The sequence below is a fragment of the Microcystis flos-aquae FACHB-1344 genome (assembly GCF_014698375.1).
GTDB classification, from domain to species: domain Bacteria; phylum Cyanobacteriota; class Cyanobacteriia; order Cyanobacteriales; family Microcystaceae; genus Microcystis; species Microcystis aeruginosa.
Genome location: NZ_JACJSW010000171.1, coordinates 1 through 17012, shown reverse-complemented (window position 1 = coordinate 17012; position 17012 = coordinate 1). Strand labels below are relative to the sequence as shown.

Genomic DNA, 17012 nt, shown 5'->3' with positions numbered 1-17012 from the left:
TATTGATTTAAAAACGAAGAAGATAATGTGTTTAAGGCATGGAAAAGGAAGAATGCACGATTTTAAATTATTCCCAAAAAGTCAAGTAAAATTACCTAAAACAATAAAATTATGTAACTATTCAGGTCTAGGGGTTGACAAAGAGAGAAAAATCAGCAGTGGGGATAAGAGAGACAACCGTATTCAAGGGGTGATCGACAGAGGCCAAAGCCTGACGCAAGAAAGTTAAAACCGAACGGCCTTGGGCGCGACAAGACTGAATCACGGTCAATAAACGGGCAGTATCGACAAAGCCACTGAAGGAGCGAGAACCACCAGCTATCTTGCGCTTAGTCACTCCCAGACGCAGAGAACGCTCGGCTCGGTTATGATCGGGAGAGACTTGAGGATGATCGAGGAAATACCACCACTGATGGGACTTGTCCAGCAAGGATTTCAGCAATAAACCCGCAGCATAACCCGCCTGGGGTCGCCACACAGCTAAAGCTTGCTCTAACCGCAGTCGAAAATCTGTGACCCAATGGTTATAGATAGACCGAGCGCCCGTTTCCCGATATTGCCTATGTTGTCTAAAGGCTTCCGTGATTAAAGCCAAAAATACTTGGGCTAACTCCTTTTGCTGAGGAGTTTTCAGTTTTGCTACCTGCTTAAAATGCCGCAGTAAATGGGCTAGACATTTCTGCTGGGCGGCCGCCCCATAGCCATTGTAAGTGCTGAAATCATCCGAGATTAACACCCCAGCGAAACTTTTCCCCAGCAGCTGCTCTAATTCTTGTCGCGAGCGCGTGTCCCCTGCATGGAAGAGAGAAAAGCCTTGTCCACTAATATTCCACAACCATTCTTTGATGCCCTTAACTAACCACGGCGATTCATCGACGTGGACTTGGGGTTGTTCTCTGACCCACTCTTGTAGTTCTCTGACTAGGGGTTCTACCGCTGGAGCTAAACGTTGCGTGGTGGCTTGTAATGTCCCGATGCCTACTTCGATTCTGCCAATTTCTCTGAGCCATTCTTGCTGTTTGGCGTAGGATAGATGCCCATAATGACTCATCCACCCCAACATGGCTTGTAAGCTTACTCCCAAATCTTGACCTGGTACTATGTCTTCTGGCAAAACCCCGAGAACTGGCCCCCCACAATCAGCACAGTAGGCACATTCTTGCTTATACTCCACTATTTCTATTGGCCTTTCTACTAACTGGGCTACTATCAAAGTGCGTTCTCGGCGTTCACCAGGGGCGAGATGGGTACTGCCACAATGGGGGCACTTTTCGGCTTTGACACTCTCAGTGCGGTCTATTCGTCCAAATCCTTTGCGGGTTTTTCCCTCATGCCCTTTTTGCCCTCCGGGGCTGCGTCCCTCTTTCTTTTCGCCTTCTTTGGCTTTTTCTGGCTTTCTTAGCAAGTCTGTGGAGGGGGGTTTCGATGAGGTTTTGCTATCCTTGCCTAGATAACCCTTCAGCTTCTCGATGGTTTCGCCTTGTTTGACTACTAACTCCTGTAATTTCAGCACCATCTCCACCAGTCGTTCTGGAGTCAGTTTTTTCAGGCTTTCCCTGTCTAGTAGCTGCTGCGGTTCTTTTTGCTTCATCCTCTCAATCTACACTTTTTTCTGTTTTTGTCAATCCCCTGACCTGAATCCTTACAAAATTATTAGCAGATAAAGGCTACCAAGGAATTGTCAAAATTCATGAACTAAGTGAGATTCCTATTAGGAAACCAAGGGGAAAGAATTACTCTGAGGAGCAGAGGAAATATAATCGGGAATTAGGGAGAATAAGAGTAGCTGTAGAAAATGTTAATCGCTGTTTAAAAATCTTCAAAATTCTCTCTTAACCCTATCGAAATCGCCGATATAAATTTGGATTAAGAAGTCATTTAATCGCTGGAATTTACCATAACGATTTAGGTTCAAAAGCCTAAGTAAAAAACTAACTATAGCGTTTCCTGTTTGCAAGAGGTACATTATCGATGTTGAAAAGCTTAATCAGCAAAGGTTTAGCTGTGCCACACAGGCGTGAGAAACGCTATATATTCTTTTAATTTAGCTGAGAATAACAAGCTAGATATCTTTGTCGTGCGAATAATGTATTGAGAGTTGATTAACCGTATCTGTGGAAAAATAATGGTGGAAAGATCATAAATTTAGAAGTTCAAAGACGAAATATAGCGTTTTTCAGTCTGCTGAGGTACAAAAGTTATGGGTTTTAGGCAAAAGGCACTCATGCAAGAGGCAAAAGGGAAGAAAAATAGGTGTACCTCACTAGCTTAGGAAACGCTATAGATAAACCCTCTATTATACCATAAAAAACTTTTGCAAGAGGTCTATTGCTGTCAACTTAAGGAAATAGCCCCCCAAATTTGTTGAGAGAGAGCCTCCCTTTTCCCTGTTCCCTGTTCCCTTGCCTAAATGACCAATCTAAATGTTCTACAGCTGACAATGAGCCAAAGCGATCAAAGAAATTGAGCTTAATGGCTTAAAACCCAAGCAGATGGAGCAAATAAAGGCAATAATTGCGGATTTTAAGCGGCAAAATCAACCCCTCAAACTGAAGAAAAAAGCGAAAAGAGTAAGGTGGACGATGCACACCCTACAGACTTAAGAAAATCTGATTGACAGTGAGATTTAATTCCGTGAAAGTCTGGGAAATTAGGTGATCGCTGTCTCGAAATTGCCGAATTTGATATTCTTCCTCAACTAAGCAACAAACAGAGATTGTCGGTTGTTTAGGAGTGCCGAGAAAATTACGCCCACCCAAGGCTGCATAATCGACAATCCAATATTCAGGAATACCCATTTCTTCATAATCAGCAAATTTTAAGTAGTAATCATCACGCCAGTTAGTCGATACCACTTCAATGATCAGAGGGATAGATGCACCATCCCTAAGGATTGATTCTTTTTTCCATAATTTTTCCTGAGCGAGCTTGGTTCGATTTAGCACTAATACATCGGGAAAATAACCAGAATTTTTACCAGCAGGTCTGACAATCGCTTGGTTAGGAATTAAATAAGGAAGCCCTAGTCTATCAATTATTCCACTGAGTTTAACAGTTAAAAATCCTTTGATTTCCTCGTTTTCTCCTGCGGGTTGTGCCATTTCAATAATATTTCCCTTGTGTAGCTCATAACGCACTCCCGAATTTTCAGGCAGCCAAAGGACGAATTCCTCGAAATTAACAGTTTTAGGTAAAGTTTGGCTCATAGCTGGCAAAATAGCATTCTCTCTCTACTAACTTCCTTAGCTCTATTTTACCTTGAAGTAAGGTGGGCATTGCCCACCCTACAAACTCTCTACACAATCTGCGATCGCACTATTGCTGCCAAAAACGATGAGGACGAAACCAAAAATATAATTGGTAACGACGGCGAGGTTCATAAAAGGAGTCAGTTGCCAGTTAGTTTTTAGATCTCCATTTGGCAATATTACACCCTCATAAAATTCTTTACCACCGGAGCCGCCTAGTAAGTTTATGATCGGGTCTCCTTGATTAACGCTGAATGTTACAGCCCCTCCTGATGATGAAGACGATGTCGGCGGCTTAGATGTGTAGTTATAGCGCTTTTCACGTTACTGAGGTATCGACAAGTTTTGCCAACAAAGGGTTTAAGCCCCTTGCCCATGGCTCATTCTGATGAAAAATGCTATGATTGCTTTGAGCGCATAGAAGAGACGAGTGCTAATATTAGGAACAACAGCTTCGGAAATTTCCGATCCTCCTGGATAATAGATATAGCTATCGGAAATTTCCAATCCCTCTGCATAATTTGTCGGGGGAACGGCGAACGTAGTGATTTCCCTGGCAAGGGCTTCGGAAATTTCTGATTCTCCTGGATAAGAGATATAGCTATCGGAAATTTCCAATCCCTCTGGATAATAGGTATAGGTAAATGTGGTATATTTTGAGTTATCAGAAAATGCCGGGGGACGTAATTGAGGAATTTCTCCACCCACTACCGCAGCCCCAGAGCAATCTTCAAGGGGCATATATTGTTTAGCCATCGAAATCTCCTTGGTAATTGATAACGGAAAAAAGTGAGAGATTTAACTGGAGTTACACTGATGGACAAAATTAACAAATCAACTCTGCTGTAACTCATACTACTCAGTCCTCTATGCTAAGATGATCCAAAAAACGCAAGTTTTTAAATTGATGGGCAAAAAAAATTTTGATTTTACTCAATAACCAAATAGTTATATATAGATGTTTATTTTTGACAGTAAAACCGACATTTTAATTGATTCTCAGGAATTAACCTTTAAAAGTGAATATTTTTGTGACTTTTCTCGCTATTTTCAGAATCGAGAATTTGTCAACGGAGATGCTTTACAACTCAGTGGTGATCATTTTGAAGGGTATCTTTCAAGGATCATCATCGATGAAGTGATGTTAGAATTATCGCAACGTAATTGTTTAATAAATCTTGTGGGAGTAGTCCATTCTAAAATGTGGGTTTTTGCGATTCCTATTCAGGTGAATTCTGTCTTCTTCCAAAATTTGTATTCATTAGAAAATAACTATCTTGGGATTGTCCCCCCTAAATCAGAAATTTCCATTTTTCAACATCCCTTTTCCAATCGTTTTCAGCTTTACGTTCATGATAATTATCTGCAACAATTGTGCCAAAATTTAGAGCTACCAGAAGCGAAAAAGTTTTTAAATTCTTCCGCTTCTTCTGTTGTGATTTGCCCATCGGAAAAAATTCGTCATCTCCAACAATCTTGTCATCAACTTTATCGAATGCTATTTAATTTAGATCGTCAACAAATATCTGGGCAAAGAAAAGCATTAAGATTAAATTTTTTCAAGCAAAAATTAAAAGAAGAAATTGTCAAAGATTTTCTTTTGACTTTAGCAGTAACCAAAGATATTAAAACTCCTAAAAACACTATCAGACGCACCTCTATTCTCAAAAAAGCAGAAGAAATGATGAGAAAAAATCTGCGTTCTGATCTGACTATTCCAGCGATTTGTCAAGAATTAAAAGTAAGTCAACGCACCTTAGAATATATATTTAAAGACTTCTATCAAATGTCTCCTTACAATTATTTTAAATTGCTTCGTCTTAATGCTTTACATCAATCTCTTAACCAAAATAATCAGACAAAATTAGTTTATGAAATTGCTGAAGAATTAGGTTTTTTTCACCGAGGATATCTGGCCTCTGATTATAAAAAACTGTTTGGTTACTTCCCCTCTGAAACCTAAAAAAATAGTAGGCATAGGAATTAGGATTAGTGCCTTTCCCGTACTTGTTTGGTAGGGGCGTATATTGTACGCCCTTTCTTCGATCTCATAACCTCAAGAGAGCCATTAATAATTAGCCCCATCGAGATTAATTTACTTAGGGCTTGCTGAATAAATCTAAAAACCTTGTTGGATGAGGCTTTTAGACTTTTTTGACCTCAAAAAGTGCCGACCATTGGAGGGATCGGGGGTAAAATTCAGGTACTTTTTCCCTGAAAATTAGGTAACTGACTACCTCAAAATCGGTAAAACCCTACACCCCACACCCCCACACCCCACACCCTGCCCCCACCAACAAACTTTTTCAGCAGACCCTACTTAATTCCCACTAAAAAAGTTGTACCGATCGCCATAATTGCCAATCCGATGAACTTACTAATTAGAGTCGCTTGCTTGGCTAATTTTTCCTTAATGACACTGCCAAGGAAAAAAGCACCAGATGCGATCGCTAATTGAATCACGGTAAAACCAATTAAATAGGCAACTAAAGCGGCAACTCGCGCCCCGATAATTGATTCTCCGTAGGCATAACCGTGGAAAATTCCCGCGATCATTGCCAAAGTTGCCAGAGCGATCGTATAGAGATTAGAATGATTTTGTAAACCTTTTTTCAGGGTTAAAATCACGCCAAAAATTACCACAGAAAGGGCAATAATTCCTTCAGGAAAAAGTAAACTTATTCCCTGTAAATGAATCCCCGTCCCGATTAAAGTGGCAATCGCAAAAGCGATCGGAATTAATAAACCCTGTTCCATACCCACAGCAATTAAACCACTAGCCACCACAAAAGCTAAATGATCTAAACCGATAACCGGGTGAGCTAAACCCGATAAAAATCCGTTCAAAAAATTATCAGGAGTTTGCCCTCCCATGGCATGATGGGCAAGGGTTTTGCTGGCAAAAATTAACAGGAAGAGAGGGACAATAGTTAATATCTTTGTCCAGCTTTGACGAAAAATTATCTTCATTGATTACCTCAAAATTATGATTCGGAAACCCGCGCAACAATCGCCCGGTGTCGGGGACTGGTGGGGGTAATGATCGGTGCTTGAAACCCCGCTTCAACTAATGCCTGTTCGATATCGAGAGTAAAATATTGATCGAGATAGGGTTCGGTACTCTTGAGTAAGGTTAGGACATAAGGGGGCATTTTTCGATAAATTTCCGAGCGCGGATTCATATCCATCAGCGTCAAATAACCCCCCGATCGCAATAAACGACGCGCTTCGGCGAAAATTTCTCTAGTAGCCTGTTGGGGTAGTTCGTGGAACATTAAAAACGACGATACCAGATCGTAGGACTGACTGGGTAATTGAGTTTTTTCCGCAGCCGCGTGTTGCCATTGAATCGTCTTTTGTTTTTGTTGAGCTTGGTATTGGGCAACGGCTAAATAGTAGGGAGAGAGATCTAACCCAGTTACCCGGGCTTGAGGATAAGTATCTTGCAGTGCGAAGCTGCTCATGCCGACACTACAGCCTAAATCGACAATATCGTTAATTTCTGCCTTGATTTGCTCTTTTAATATCCGGTGATATTCCCGCCGCAATCGCGGATCGCCGTCCATCCCCGCCCCGGGCCAGATGGTAGAATGGACAGCATAGGCGGCAGATTCTACCTCAAAGGCTGGCAACCAGTCTAAATTGCCCTTTTCGTAAGCGTGGAAAGAACAAACGTAGTATTCGGGATAGACGAGATCGGGATTTTCTACCGCTTGCAGTTCCTGACTCCAATCCCGTTGTTGCCATTGTTTGACGGTTTCCCGCCAAGGTACGCCTAGTTTTTCGGCTCTTTTAATCATCATATTGCGGGCCTGATAGCGAGCGATGTCAAAAAGCGGTTTTATGCCGAGAATACGGTTAACTAGACCAGAAACAGGATTAAAGGAGGCCGGAACGGGTGTAACTGTCATAGAAAAGCTTCGATCGTAAATTTTCCCTTTTTTATCTTATAACAGTGATCAGTCATCAGTAATCAGTAATCAGTGAAAAGACAGCACTGTTACGGCCATTTAATACTGCTCAGTTAATACCACTCACTGAAAACTCAAATCTGATAACTGTTTACTGATAACAGCAACAAGCTCCCTAACCCCCATCTGACCAATTTTTCTTATGAGAACAATCGCTGAAATCAACGACAAAATTGCTAAAAAAACGGCTGTAGTCTGGACAGTAGAGGAATTAAAAAGCCGCGTGAGCGAGATGGGAATTAAGGAGGTTTTTTCCCAAGTAGATGTGGTTTGTACGGGAACTTTTGAACCGATGGAATCTTCGGGGGCAATTATTAATTTAGGTCAGACGGATCCGCCGATAAAAATTCGTCAATGTTGGTTAGATGGGATTCCTGCTTATGCTGGTTTTGGGGCGGTGGATTTATATTTAGGAGCCAGCGCTATTAGTGATCTAGCGGCCAAAAATGAGAATTTAGAGGGAGAAAATCCCGAAAGGGGCGGCGGACATATTATTGAGGATTTAATCGCTGGAAAATCGATTCAATTGCGCGCTGTCGGTCAGGCTACCGATTGTTATCCTCGCACTTCTTTTGAAACGATTATTTCTAAGGAGACTATCAATCAATTTTATCTTTTTAATCCTCGCAATCTCTACCAGAATTTTATCGTCGGAGTCAATGGGGGAGAGCGGACTTTATATACTTATTTGGGACCACTACAGCCGCGATTAGGTAATGCAGTGTATTCTAACCCCGGGGCAATTTCTCCCCTGTTAAATGACCCCGATTTAGAGGCTATAGGCATCGGTACGCGCCTTTTTTTAGGAGGAGGAATCGGTTATATTGCCTGGGAAGGAACCCAACATTTTCCCCTGCAAAAACGCCTACAAAATCGAACTCCTATTGGACCGGCTTCCACCTTAGCCTTAATTGGTGATGCTAAACAAATGAATGCTCGCTGGGTGCGGGGTTGTTATTTCAAAAATTATGGGGCTTCTTTAATGTTAGGGGTAGCAGTACCGATTCCAATTTTAAGCGAGGAAATCGTTCGACATTGTGCGGTAAAAGATGAGGAAATTGTCGCTCCAGTGGTGGATTTTTCTATTCCCCGGCGAGTCCGTCCTACCTTTGGTTTAATCACCTACGCTAAACTAAAAAGCGGTCGGATTATGATCGAGGGAAAAAGTGTTAGGGTGGCTCCTTTGGCCAGTATTTCTCTGTCCCGGGAAGCCGCTTTAGAATTAAAAGCACTAATCGAATCGGGAGAATTTACCCTCACAGAACCCGTGGCAAAAATTAATCTAGAGCGGACTTTTATACCCCAGGATCGTTGGGGTGGAAAATTATCAATTGAGTGAGGAGTTAAAGGATTGCGTGCAGGTGGCACAACTACAATTAAGATGACGTAAAATCGGATTTTCTTCGCCGGTTGTCTTGCCGATAATCATGTCACCTAAGTTCTCGGTGTTGAAACTAGGATGAAAGGACTCTGGGGCAGCTTGTACGGAGTTAGTGGTAACTGCTAGGGCTAATAAACTAGCGGAAGCAGTGGCAAGAATAAAGACTTTTTGATTCATAAGTTTGCGGGAATTATTAGCAATGAATACCACTGATTATAACACTCCCCTTGCCGATGAGGAGATATTCTAATCATAAGAGTCAGAGAGGGCTAACCGTCAGATAATCTTAGGGGAGAGAATTAGCCAGATTGTGAATTTCTACTTTTTGTTCTTGGGCGGCAATTTCTCCGGCTTTTTGTCACAATTTGAGGGTGCTTTCCTTAATTCCGCTTTCCCTAAAAGGGCGGGTAATACTAAATCCTGTTGAAAAGGTATTATTAGGAGAATGGGAAGCGGGAAGCGGGGAGAAACAATCCAGAGCTTGCGGATTTTTGCTTAACTCATCCCGATAGTTTCTGAATATCGGGAGCGGATTTTGTCGGTGAATCAGCACGAAATTGGGCGTAACCACCCGCTAAAAAAACGGTTTTACCCACGCCGCGTTGACCGATACCGAGTAAATTAAAAGGGGGGGTTGTTGTGGGTGATAATATTTTCATGAGCAAATTACAGCGTTTCTCAGATACATGAGGTTGGTTCTTGCATCTGAAATACTTGATTATCGACGATTGGTCTGTGCTTCACCTTTACGAGAAAGGCTGTAATAGAGTAATCTAATTAGCTAATCGATCAATTTTTGGCAAGCACCTCCCAATTTAATGACAAAAAAGACAGCTTATCATCTTAATACACCCATAATTATACCCACGATCGCCTGTTTAGCCATTCTGTTAATTCTCGTGATAGCAGAAATTAGCGTGGCCCAGACGGCAACTAGCGACAATAGCGAGGCTTTATACCGAGAATTAAGGGTGAAAATCGATACTTTATGGGTAATTTTCACCGCTTGCCTTGTCTTTTTTATGAATGCCGGCTTTGCCATGCTAGAGTCTGGTTTTTGCCGCTCGAAAAATACCGTTAATATCTTAACCAAAAACTTAATTGTTTTTGCCTTGACAACGATCGCTTTTTGGTCTTTTGGTTTCGGCTTAATGTTTAGTCAAGGTAACGGTTTTGTCGGTCTTAGCGGTTTTTTTGTGCTAGGAGCCGATAATAGCCCCAATACTGGTCTCAACTATCTTGGCATCTTTCCCTCCCTTTCTTGGGCGGGCATACCTCTACAGGCTAAATTTTTCTTTCAATTAGTCTTTGCCGGCACTGCGGCCACGATTGTTTCGGGGGCAGTGGCCGAAAGAATCAAATTTCTGGCTTTTTTCCTGTTTAGTCTGCTATTAGTGGCTTTTATCTACCCGATCACCGGTCACTGGATTTGGGGAGGAGGTTGGTTAGCGCGGCTCAATTTTTGGGATTTTGCCGGTTCTACGGTAGTACACACGGTCGGTGGTTGGGCCTCTCTCGTCGGGGCAGTGTTATTGGGGCCGCGTCTGGGCAAATATCAAGGCAGTAATTCCATGGCACTACCCGGTCACAATCTCACCCTCTCTACCCTCGGCTGTTTTATCCTCTGGTTAGGTTGGTTTGGTTTTAACCCCGGTTCCACCCTGGCGATGGAACCCGAGGCTATTTCCCGTATCCTCCTCAACACTAATATGGCGGCGGCCACCGGCGGCATCGCCGCAACCCTAACCGCTTGGCGCTATTTCGGTAAACCCGACCTCTCGGTGATTATCAATGGCATTCTCGGTGGTTTGGTGGCCATTACCGCTGCCTGTCCCTATGTACAGATCGGTTGGGCGGCAATTATCGGCATGATCAGCGGTATTTTAGTGGTTTTGAGCGTCGATTTCTTCGATCGCCTCCAGATTGACGATCCGGTTGGGGCGCTATCGGTACATCTAGTCTGTGGTTTGTGGGGAACTTTTGCGGTAGCTTTATTTGCCGCCGGTATCGAGGCTAATTTTTATAGCCAGGGACCGGTGAGGGGATTACTGTTGGGGGGAGGATTACCGGCAATTAAACAGCTATTCGTGCAACTTTTGGGCTGTGCGGCAGTTAGTCTTTATACTGTAATTGTCAGTTGGTCAGCATGGAAGGCGATCGATTTTTTCGTCGGTTTAAGGGTATCGACGGCAGCAGAATTGAGAGGACTGGATCTGAGCGAACACGGTTTACAAGCTTACAGTGGTTTTCTGTTTAAATCCGACCTTGCCCATAAGATCTCGGCTATTATTCCCAAAAGAACCGGTATTCCTCCCAAAGATCGGGGAGCGGATAAGTAGTCTGGCAAAATTAATTTCCTAGTCGAGACTCCAATTCAGGGGACAGTTAGATGTGAGTTTTCGCTGTTGCCCCTTGCCTTCAGAAGCTGACTACTGACTCCTAACCAACCACGACAATTTTTGATTTTGACCAGAGGTGTCTTATCGGCCCAAAAGATTGGCAATATCACCACATCCCCCCGGAATGGTTGCGCGCGACTTTTCCCCACACCAACGACAACAATAGTGACGTTGTTCCTCGCTCATGTTTTTCACCCCGGTAAAATTGACATTTTCTACCACTGCTCCCGTGTGTTCTCCAGTGTCATAATTGGGGGGAACGGTACGACTGCGGGGGGTAGCATTTTCTAGGGAACCATAAAATAAACGCATCCCTTTCATATCTGCCCCTCTTAAATTAGCTTCGTAGAGAATTGTCCGCGATACATTTGCTTTCACCAAATCGCTATAACTTAAATCGGCCCGCACCATATTCGCTTCGCTTAAATCCGTCCAGCGCAAATCCTGCCCAGAAATGTCGGACCCCGCTAACATTACCCCCAATTGTACTACTCTTGTACCGAACTCTCGATCCTCCGCATAACCCCCTTCCCCGTCTAGAATCGGTCTGCCTAGATAACGATCGCGTTTAATCGGTGATAATAGCCGCGATTGACTCAAAAAACGCAGTATTTTCGCTTTTCCAGAGGCATCGACACTGCTGAGGATGGAAGCGGTGCGACCTTCTGCGATCGCTCTTTCCTGGGGCCAATCTTCTAAAAATCCCTCCTCATCCAAGGCTAGATCGGAAATCCCCTGAAAATAGGAATCGATCGTCTGTTGTTGGGTAATGCGATTTTGTTGTATGGTTAAATCCTTAGAAATAACGTACTGTTCCCAGGCCACATAGACGGCTAACACGGCGATCATAATCTGCCCCAAGGCCCCCACCCACTCGGCCCAGGAACCAAACTCATCGTATTTAAAACTCTCTAACCATCGCAATATGCGCTCGTAAACTCCTAAATATTTCCCTAATCCGGCCAGAGCGGCTATAAAAACTATAAAGGCAAAAACCGTCTGACGTTCAGAGGGGGTGAGATAATGGGCGATCCACTGGCGAATAGAGGGCAAAATCACCTGTAAAGATATTAATATCGCTACTATCGCCCCAGAAAAGCCTAACCAGTCCCAGCTAAAGACCAGGCCGATGGTCATCACCATCAGGGGGGCCAGTAGTAACCCCGCATTACCCGGTCGAAGATCTTTTAATAGTAGGATGCGCTGACGCACGGGATTACGCGAAGATAAAGAGGAGACGTATTCAGAAGCATCGGGGGGCGATAAACTGGTTTTACCGTTATTTTCGGGGTTATCGTCCCTATTTTCCGCGGCGAGTTTTTCTGGGTCTTTGCGATCGCTCATTTTAATCCTTGTCAAGAGAAAATAATTCCACACCGAAAACTGAGGCGAAAACTCTCGATAAATCTTGCTGTACTTGCATAAGACTAATATTAGGCAGAAACTGCCGTAAACTGCCCACGGGTTTATTAGCAATCCCACAGGGAATAATCTCGGCAAAACCGCTTAAATCTGGACAAACATTGATGGCAAAACCATGATAGGTAATCCAATGACTAACTTTAATACCGATCGCCGCTATTTTATACCCTTCTACCCATACCCCCGTCAGGCCCGCGATTCTTTCCCCCGACAATCCATAAATAGCGATAGTTTGCAGGATGACTTCTTCCAATTGTCGCAAATACCAGTGTAAATCCTGCCGATAATAGCGCAAATTGAGGATCGGATAGCCCACTAACTGCCCCGGACAGTGATAGGTGACTTCGCCTCCTCGCTCGATTCTGTACACTTCTTTGTCGGTTTTGTCAAGATTAAATTTAATAAACTTAATATCTGAGCCGCTACCGAGGGTGTAAACGGGGGGATGTTCCAGCAGCAGCAGCACATCGGGTAAGTCAGGATTAGCAATTCTCGCCTCCACCAGCGATCGCTGGTGCGACCAAGCGAGAGAATAGGGAGTAATTGCCTGAATTTTTAGCCCACAGAGACGAGGCATTTTTTGAGCATTCATCGAGAGATGTGATTGTTCAAATTATTTAAGAAATGTGGAAGATCACCAAGGAAAATTAAAAGAAGGGAAGAAGAGATGTTGGGGAGAATAATAAGCACTAATCTAAAGTTATCCCATCTATCATCTCTTGGGATCAGTATCCTCCAGTTTATCCTCATCGGCGCCAAAAAAGCACCAAAACAAGTTCAATCCTTGATTGAGCAAACCCACCAACAGGTTGTTGACCCTAACAATCAAAGAAATGTTATCGAGTTAATCGAGAAGATTATTATCTACAAATTTACTCACCATGGCACTGCTCTAAGATGGAGACAATCAATTATGCTAGGTGTTCACGCATTAAAACAACTCTATGAGATTGATGACTCTCAATGGCTAGGAGAAACCATTAGCCTAATCAGAAATCATCAATTTCAACAGCTAGACTTAGAACATTTAATCGAGGAATTAGAGGATTTGGGCAAAGAAAAGAAAAATGCTGTAGCCAGTCTTTTAGAACAGGTTATCCGCCATTTATTATTCCTGCAATACTGGAGCAAGGAAGCAGAATATAAGACAATTTATTGGCAGGAATAAATCGATAACTTCCGTACTCAATAAAATCAGGCTAGTATGTTTTCTGACTGCTATTTTTCAATTTTATTGGTGAGAGTTCCGACCACATCAATACCGAGGGTTTGATGGACACTGGCGAGGAATTGATTGACGATTTCGGGATAGACTTTAATCAGGGTAGCGAGGGATTTCCCATCACCATTATCAACAATATTAACTCGCTCGAGGTGTAAGCGTTTAGGAATTTTGATCGCTTCTTCTAGGATAGTTTCTAACTGTTGAATCAAGAAAATTGCCTCTGCTTCGCTGCCGGTATTTTGCCAGACTTCCGCGAATAATTCGTTAACCAAGGCTTCAGCTTTAGCATTTTCTTCAAAAATTGCCGCTTGTCCTCTAGCGCGGAAAGTTTCGGCTTCCTGCTGCGCTTCTGCGGGTAAAACTTGATCTGCTTGGAGACGTAATCTTTCTAATTCTGCTCTGACCTGTTGCAATTTTTCCTCAACTATAGCACGTTTTTCCTTAGCGGCGGCGATAGTTATTTCTTCTTCCGATTTTGCCTGTTGTTCCAGTTTTGCCTTTAACTTTCTCAATTCGTTTTCTTGCTCTAAAATGATAATTTGATCGCGGGTTTTAGCTACGGTTGCCTGTTCCTCACATTCCGCAACTATTTGTTCAGCTTCATTGAGTGCATTTGATTCGGCAATTTCAGCATCACGCATGACTAAAGCGATTCTTTCCCGTCCGAGGGAGTTAAGATAATCCACGTCATCGGCAACATTTTGAATTTTGAGAGTATCAATTTCTAAACCGAGTTTAAACAGGTCTTGACTGACGTTACTGGTAATACTTTCGGCAAATTTTAGGCGATCTTCGTTCACTTGTTCGGGGGTCATTGTTGCGACTACACCCCGCAAGTTTCCTTCTAAAGTTTCTTTAGCTACGCGAATAATTTCTTGTCGATCTCGATCTAAAAAACGTTCGATCGCATTGCCGACTATTTCAGGTTTAGAACTAACTTTCACGTTAGCAATTGCCACTATATTCAGTGGAATATTGCCCTTAGAATAGGCATTTTTAATCTCAATTCTGATCGGGGTTGTGGTGACATCCATGCGTTTAACGGTTTCTAAAATTGGAATACGAATCGCCCGACCCCCCGATATCACTCGATAACCTACATCTTGTCTATCTTTTGATTTGCGTTTCATCCCACTCAGGATGACTACTTCATTGGGTTTGCAAATACACAAAAAAGCATTGATAAACCAAATCGCACCAATCCCCAGAAATATCAATAAAGCAATGGGAACACTATTCAACAATAAATTACCAGCACTGTTGTTATTGTTGTCGTATTGATTGGGATTGATTTGGATGAGATAGGAATTATTTTGACTATTCATAGTTAGTTACCCTTTGGTCTAGAAGAAATTACAAATCGCCTCTGATATACTTTTCCGCAATGACTAAAACTTTATTATCCTGGAAATTGAGGATAAATGCTTGATCCCCGACATTAAATTGTTCTTCCCCTTCCGTTATCGCTACTATATCGATCAGACTATCCCCGACATTAACTCGCACTTTCCCCTTGCTATTTTTATCGAAGGGGATTTGAACAACTCCGATTAAACCGATGAGAGAGTGATGATCGACAATACTATTTACCTGTTGGTGGCAGCGTCTCAACTTGACTAAAATCAGGAGTAGAATGGCCAAACCAATACCTACCCCTAAAGAAATTAAAACGATTGTGAGCAGTTGAGCATTCATAGTTTAGTTATTTACCGTTATAGTTGCCCCCAATCTAATTACTGTTAACTAATTTGAGACTTCGGCCATTTCAATCACGCGATCAGCATTATCTTTGACCAAAAAATTTAAAGGTTTATTGCGACGAACTTTATACTTTAAGCGTCGTGATTCCACCCGCATCAGAATTTGTTCTAAACAATCGTGATCAAAACAAACGTGACGATGACGATCCTTATAACCCGCGGTTGCTCCAGCAACGATGTGCAGTTGGGTATTTTTCTTTAACTGATACCATAAACCCTGGGGTTGATCTCCCAAAGAAGGGTTGGCAGTAGTCACAGCCGGATTACTAGACATATAAAATGGGTCAATTATATTATTGCCCATCGTCTGCTCATAATTGTAATAGTAATGGAGGGGGACATCGGCCGTGGGTAAATTTAAAAGTCCTTCATAAAATTGTCGGGCTGTCTCCAAATCTGTCACCATGATTGTATGAACTTTTGGGGCGCTAGTCAGAAACATCCACATGGCTAAAGCATAAGCGGCCAGAAGCATAACCATAATCCCCTGGGTGGACAGGAGAGTATCAAGGGGTAGGAAAGCGCCGAAGAAAAGATGATTTATCAACACTGATGTGATCCTATTGCCTAAGAATTTCTATCATTCCCTAATTATAATCATGGCGCTGAAACTTAAGTGAACAGGGTGGGGAGTTACCGAGTTCTGTACATTTGTATTAAAATGCTCCCTACCCAGTTTAAATAGGGTTTGCGGCAAAAAGTTTGTTGGTGGGGTTAGGAGTCAGGAGTCAGGAGTCAGGAGTCAGTAGCTGGTCGTTTCAGGCTTTGTTGCCCTCTTTTTTTGTACCAATTTATGTACTACGAGAGGGATAATGCAAGGTTTTTGAGAGTCCCAATCGGATTTTCGCAGCATGAACATCGGATTTTAACAGGTCAAAAGCCTTATTTTAAAAGGGTTTTACCATTATTCAGCCAACCCTAAATACAGTACAATTTGCCTCAAATTTTCCCTCTGGGATGAATAAATGATGAGATGTTGACATCCTCGCCGCCCTAAAAGTGCGGCGATTCCTAAACCTCACGATTTAAGTTTCTGCTTCCACCACCGTCGCATACCACAGTTAAAAAACCATGTACTGTCTTACACAGAGTCCACAGACTTTCGCCCCATTTCAGAAGCCCGATTCCGTGTGTCCCACGGTACGTTGACCGCCTATAGCTTCTTGTACTTGTTGCGCGCGACTTTTTACCCGGCCAAGCTTTTCTGGTCGGAACCCCCTAAGCCGAGTTTTCAAGGTGCTGCGCCGTCCACTTGGTTTTCGAGACTGGCCTTTTAATTCTAACGTCAAGCCAACCTAGAACGGCGGGGTTTCAGACCCAAAATTTCCGATGAAAGCGTATATTGGAAATAGAGCCATCCCTAGAAAAGTGAGCCACTGTTATTGGGACTTAAACGCCAAATAAAGATCAAATCGAGTATAATCGTTAAAGAGTAAGCACTTTACGTTGAAAAATCGGCGATGAAAGAGACAACCCCAGCCGCGATGCCTCCCTGCTTTGACCGATGGTGTCGGCGGTTTGACAATTGCTTCAAAAACGAAGCGCAAAAAAACGGCTTCAGACAATATTTAGGAGGATTATTAGGGGAAAGTGAGAGGAAAAACCT

At 42.8% G+C, this 17012-nt stretch carries 16 protein-coding genes and 4 pseudogenes; 7 read left to right on the top strand and 13 right to left on the bottom strand.

The features are described 5' to 3' along the window. Nucleotides 1-127: 127 nt before the first annotated feature. Nucleotides 128-1591 (bottom strand): IS66 family transposase, encoded by a 1464-nt coding sequence (gene tnpC, locus H6G48_RS16325; RefSeq protein WP_190722518.1) that lies wholly within the window; start codon nucleotides 1589-1591, stop codon nucleotides 128-130. Nucleotides 1592-1647: 56 nt separating this feature from the next. Here tnpC and H6G48_RS16320 point away from each other — a divergent pair. Continuing rightward, a pseudogene (locus tag H6G48_RS16320) lies at nucleotides 1648-1923 on the top strand (transposase family protein); the annotation flags it as partial. Nucleotides 1924-2591: 668 nt separating this feature from the next. Here H6G48_RS16320 and H6G48_RS16315 read toward each other — a convergent pair. From H6G48_RS16315 to H6G48_RS16305, 3 genes are all read right to left on the bottom strand, one after another. Then, nucleotides 2592-3206 (bottom strand): Uma2 family endonuclease, encoded by a 615-nt coding sequence (locus tag H6G48_RS16315; protein ID WP_190722517.1) that lies wholly within the window; start codon nucleotides 3204-3206, stop codon nucleotides 2592-2594. Between the two features lie 78 nt (nucleotides 3207-3284). Next, on the bottom strand, nucleotides 3285-3425 hold the full coding sequence (locus tag H6G48_RS16310; protein ID WP_190722516.1) for a hypothetical protein: 141 nt from the start codon (nucleotides 3423-3425) through the stop codon (nucleotides 3285-3287). Between the two features lie 183 nt (nucleotides 3426-3608). Next, nucleotides 3609-4004 (bottom strand): hypothetical protein, encoded by a 396-nt coding sequence (locus tag H6G48_RS16305; protein WP_190722515.1) that lies wholly within the window; start codon nucleotides 4002-4004, stop codon nucleotides 3609-3611. Nucleotides 4005-4206: 202 nt separating this feature from the next. Here H6G48_RS16305 and H6G48_RS16300 point away from each other — a divergent pair, with 202 nt between their 5' ends. Further along, complete coding sequence (locus H6G48_RS16300) at nucleotides 4207-5211, top strand: helix-turn-helix domain-containing protein (RefSeq protein WP_190722514.1); 1005 nt, start codon at nucleotides 4207-4209, stop codon at nucleotides 5209-5211. A gap of 353 nt (nucleotides 5212-5564) precedes the next feature. Here H6G48_RS16300 and H6G48_RS16295 read toward each other — a convergent pair whose 3' ends face one another. Further along, the gene (locus H6G48_RS16295) at nucleotides 5565-6218 is read right to left on the bottom strand and encodes a HupE/UreJ family protein (protein WP_190722513.1); all 654 of its coding nucleotides are present in this window, start codon (nucleotides 6216-6218) and stop codon (nucleotides 5565-5567) included. A gap of 14 nt (nucleotides 6219-6232) precedes the next feature. After that, entirely contained in the window at nucleotides 6233-7159 is a 927-nt protein-coding gene (locus H6G48_RS16290) for a class I SAM-dependent methyltransferase (protein ID WP_190358462.1), read from the bottom strand. A gap of 202 nt (nucleotides 7160-7361) precedes the next feature. Between H6G48_RS16290 and H6G48_RS16285 the strand changes: the two genes are divergently transcribed. Further along, nucleotides 7362-8558, top strand: a complete 1197-nt coding sequence (locus tag H6G48_RS16285) for a homocysteine biosynthesis protein (protein WP_190722512.1) — start codon at nucleotides 7362-7364, stop codon at nucleotides 8556-8558. Here the strand turns inward: H6G48_RS16285 and H6G48_RS16280 are convergent. After that, nucleotides 8547-8777: a hypothetical protein gene (locus H6G48_RS16280; RefSeq protein WP_079208923.1), complete on the bottom strand. Its 231-nt coding sequence runs from the start codon at nucleotides 8775-8777 to the stop codon at nucleotides 8547-8549. The two genes, H6G48_RS16285 and H6G48_RS16280, sit on opposite strands and share 12 nt — an antisense overlap. A 323-nt stretch (nucleotides 8778-9100) precedes the next feature. Then, nucleotides 9101-9259, bottom strand: a complete 159-nt coding sequence (locus H6G48_RS16275; RefSeq protein ID WP_170915445.1) for a hypothetical protein — start codon at nucleotides 9257-9259, stop codon at nucleotides 9101-9103. A gap of 159 nt (nucleotides 9260-9418) precedes the next feature. Between H6G48_RS16275 and H6G48_RS16270 the strand changes: the two genes are divergently transcribed. Beyond that, nucleotides 9419-10939 (top strand): ammonium transporter, encoded by a 1521-nt coding sequence (locus H6G48_RS16270; protein WP_190722511.1) that lies wholly within the window; start codon nucleotides 9419-9421, stop codon nucleotides 10937-10939. A 141-nt stretch (nucleotides 10940-11080) separates the two neighbouring features. Here H6G48_RS16270 and H6G48_RS16265 read toward each other — a convergent pair whose 3' ends face one another. Together H6G48_RS16265 and lipB are read right to left on the bottom strand one after the other, a co-directional pair. Beyond that, a complete protein-coding gene (locus tag H6G48_RS16265) occupies nucleotides 11081-12343 on the bottom strand; it encodes a pentapeptide repeat-containing protein (RefSeq protein ID WP_190722510.1) in 1263 nt (420 codons plus the stop codon). A 1-nt stretch (nucleotide 12344) separates the two neighbouring features. Further along, on the bottom strand, nucleotides 12345-13013 hold the full coding sequence (gene lipB / locus H6G48_RS16260) for a lipoyl(octanoyl) transferase LipB (protein ID WP_190722509.1): 669 nt from the start codon (nucleotides 13011-13013) through the stop codon (nucleotides 12345-12347). 75 nt (nucleotides 13014-13088) lie between these two features. Between lipB and H6G48_RS26420 the strand changes: the two are divergent. Both H6G48_RS26420 and H6G48_RS26415 read left to right on the top strand, forming a co-directional pair. Beyond that, nucleotides 13089-13289: pseudogene (locus H6G48_RS26420) on the top strand (DUF2887 domain-containing protein); the annotation flags it as partial. 45 nt (nucleotides 13290-13334) lie between these two features. Continuing rightward, nucleotides 13335-13586: pseudogene (locus tag H6G48_RS26415) on the top strand (DUF29 domain-containing protein); the annotation flags it as partial. 53 nt (nucleotides 13587-13639) lie between these two features. Here the strand turns inward: H6G48_RS26415 and H6G48_RS16250 are convergent. Genes H6G48_RS16250 through H6G48_RS16240 form a run of 3 tightly spaced genes read right to left on the bottom strand, consistent with a single transcriptional unit; the run spans nucleotide 13640 to nucleotide 15956 of the window. After that, complete coding sequence (locus H6G48_RS16250; RefSeq protein WP_190722507.1) at nucleotides 13640-14971, bottom strand: flotillin family protein; 1332 nt, start codon at nucleotides 14969-14971, stop codon at nucleotides 13640-13642. Between the two features lie 28 nt (nucleotides 14972-14999). Next, nucleotides 15000-15341, bottom strand: coding sequence for a hypothetical protein (locus H6G48_RS16245; RefSeq protein ID WP_147072225.1), 342 nt, complete (start codon nucleotides 15339-15341; stop codon nucleotides 15000-15002). A gap of 48 nt (nucleotides 15342-15389) precedes the next feature. Then, on the bottom strand, nucleotides 15390-15956 hold the full coding sequence (locus H6G48_RS16240) for a glyoxalase-like domain protein (protein ID WP_147072223.1): 567 nt from the start codon (nucleotides 15954-15956) through the stop codon (nucleotides 15390-15392). A gap of 910 nt (nucleotides 15957-16866) precedes the next feature. Between H6G48_RS16240 and H6G48_RS16235 the strand changes: the two are divergent. Continuing rightward, nucleotides 16867-17012: pseudogene (locus tag H6G48_RS16235) on the top strand (IS701 family transposase); the annotation flags it as partial.

Bases quoted from the DNA above. Each gene is read 5' to 3' on its own strand.
- tnpC (WP_190722518.1), bottom strand. From the start codon at position 1,591: ATGAAGCAAAAAGAACCGCAGCAGCTACTAGACAGGGAAAGCCTGAAA.
- H6G48_RS16315 (WP_190722517.1), bottom strand. From the start codon at position 3,206: ATGAGCCAAACTTTACCTAAAACTGTTAATTTCGAGGAATTCGTCCTT.
- H6G48_RS16305 (WP_190722515.1), bottom strand. From the start codon at position 4,004: ATGGCTAAACAATATATGCCCCTTGAAGATTGCTCTGGGGCTGCGGTA.
- H6G48_RS16300 (WP_190722514.1), top strand. From the start codon at position 4,207: ATGTTTATTTTTGACAGTAAAACCGACATTTTAATTGATTCTCAGGAA.
- H6G48_RS16295 (WP_190722513.1), bottom strand. From the start codon at position 6,218: ATGAAGATAATTTTTCGTCAAAGCTGGACAAAGATATTAACTATTGTC.
- H6G48_RS16290 (WP_190358462.1), bottom strand. From the start codon at position 7,159: ATGACAGTTACACCCGTTCCGGCCTCCTTTAATCCTGTTTCTGGTCTA.
- H6G48_RS16285 (WP_190722512.1), top strand. From the start codon at position 7,362: ATGAGAACAATCGCTGAAATCAACGACAAAATTGCTAAAAAAACGGCT.
- H6G48_RS16280 (WP_079208923.1), bottom strand. From the start codon at position 8,777: ATGAATCAAAAAGTCTTTATTCTTGCCACTGCTTCCGCTAGTTTATTA.
- H6G48_RS16275 (WP_170915445.1), bottom strand. From the start codon at position 9,259: ATGAAAATATTATCACCCACAACAACCCCCCCTTTTAATTTACTCGGT.
- H6G48_RS16270 (WP_190722511.1), top strand. From the start codon at position 9,419: ATGACAAAAAAGACAGCTTATCATCTTAATACACCCATAATTATACCC.
- H6G48_RS16265 (WP_190722510.1), bottom strand. From the start codon at position 12,343: ATGAGCGATCGCAAAGACCCAGAAAAACTCGCCGCGGAAAATAGGGAC.
- lipB (WP_190722509.1), bottom strand. From the start codon at position 13,013: ATGAATGCTCAAAAAATGCCTCGTCTCTGTGGGCTAAAAATTCAGGCA.
- H6G48_RS16250 (WP_190722507.1), bottom strand. From the start codon at position 14,971: ATGAATAGTCAAAATAATTCCTATCTCATCCAAATCAATCCCAATCAA.
- H6G48_RS16245 (WP_147072225.1), bottom strand. From the start codon at position 15,341: ATGAATGCTCAACTGCTCACAATCGTTTTAATTTCTTTAGGGGTAGGT.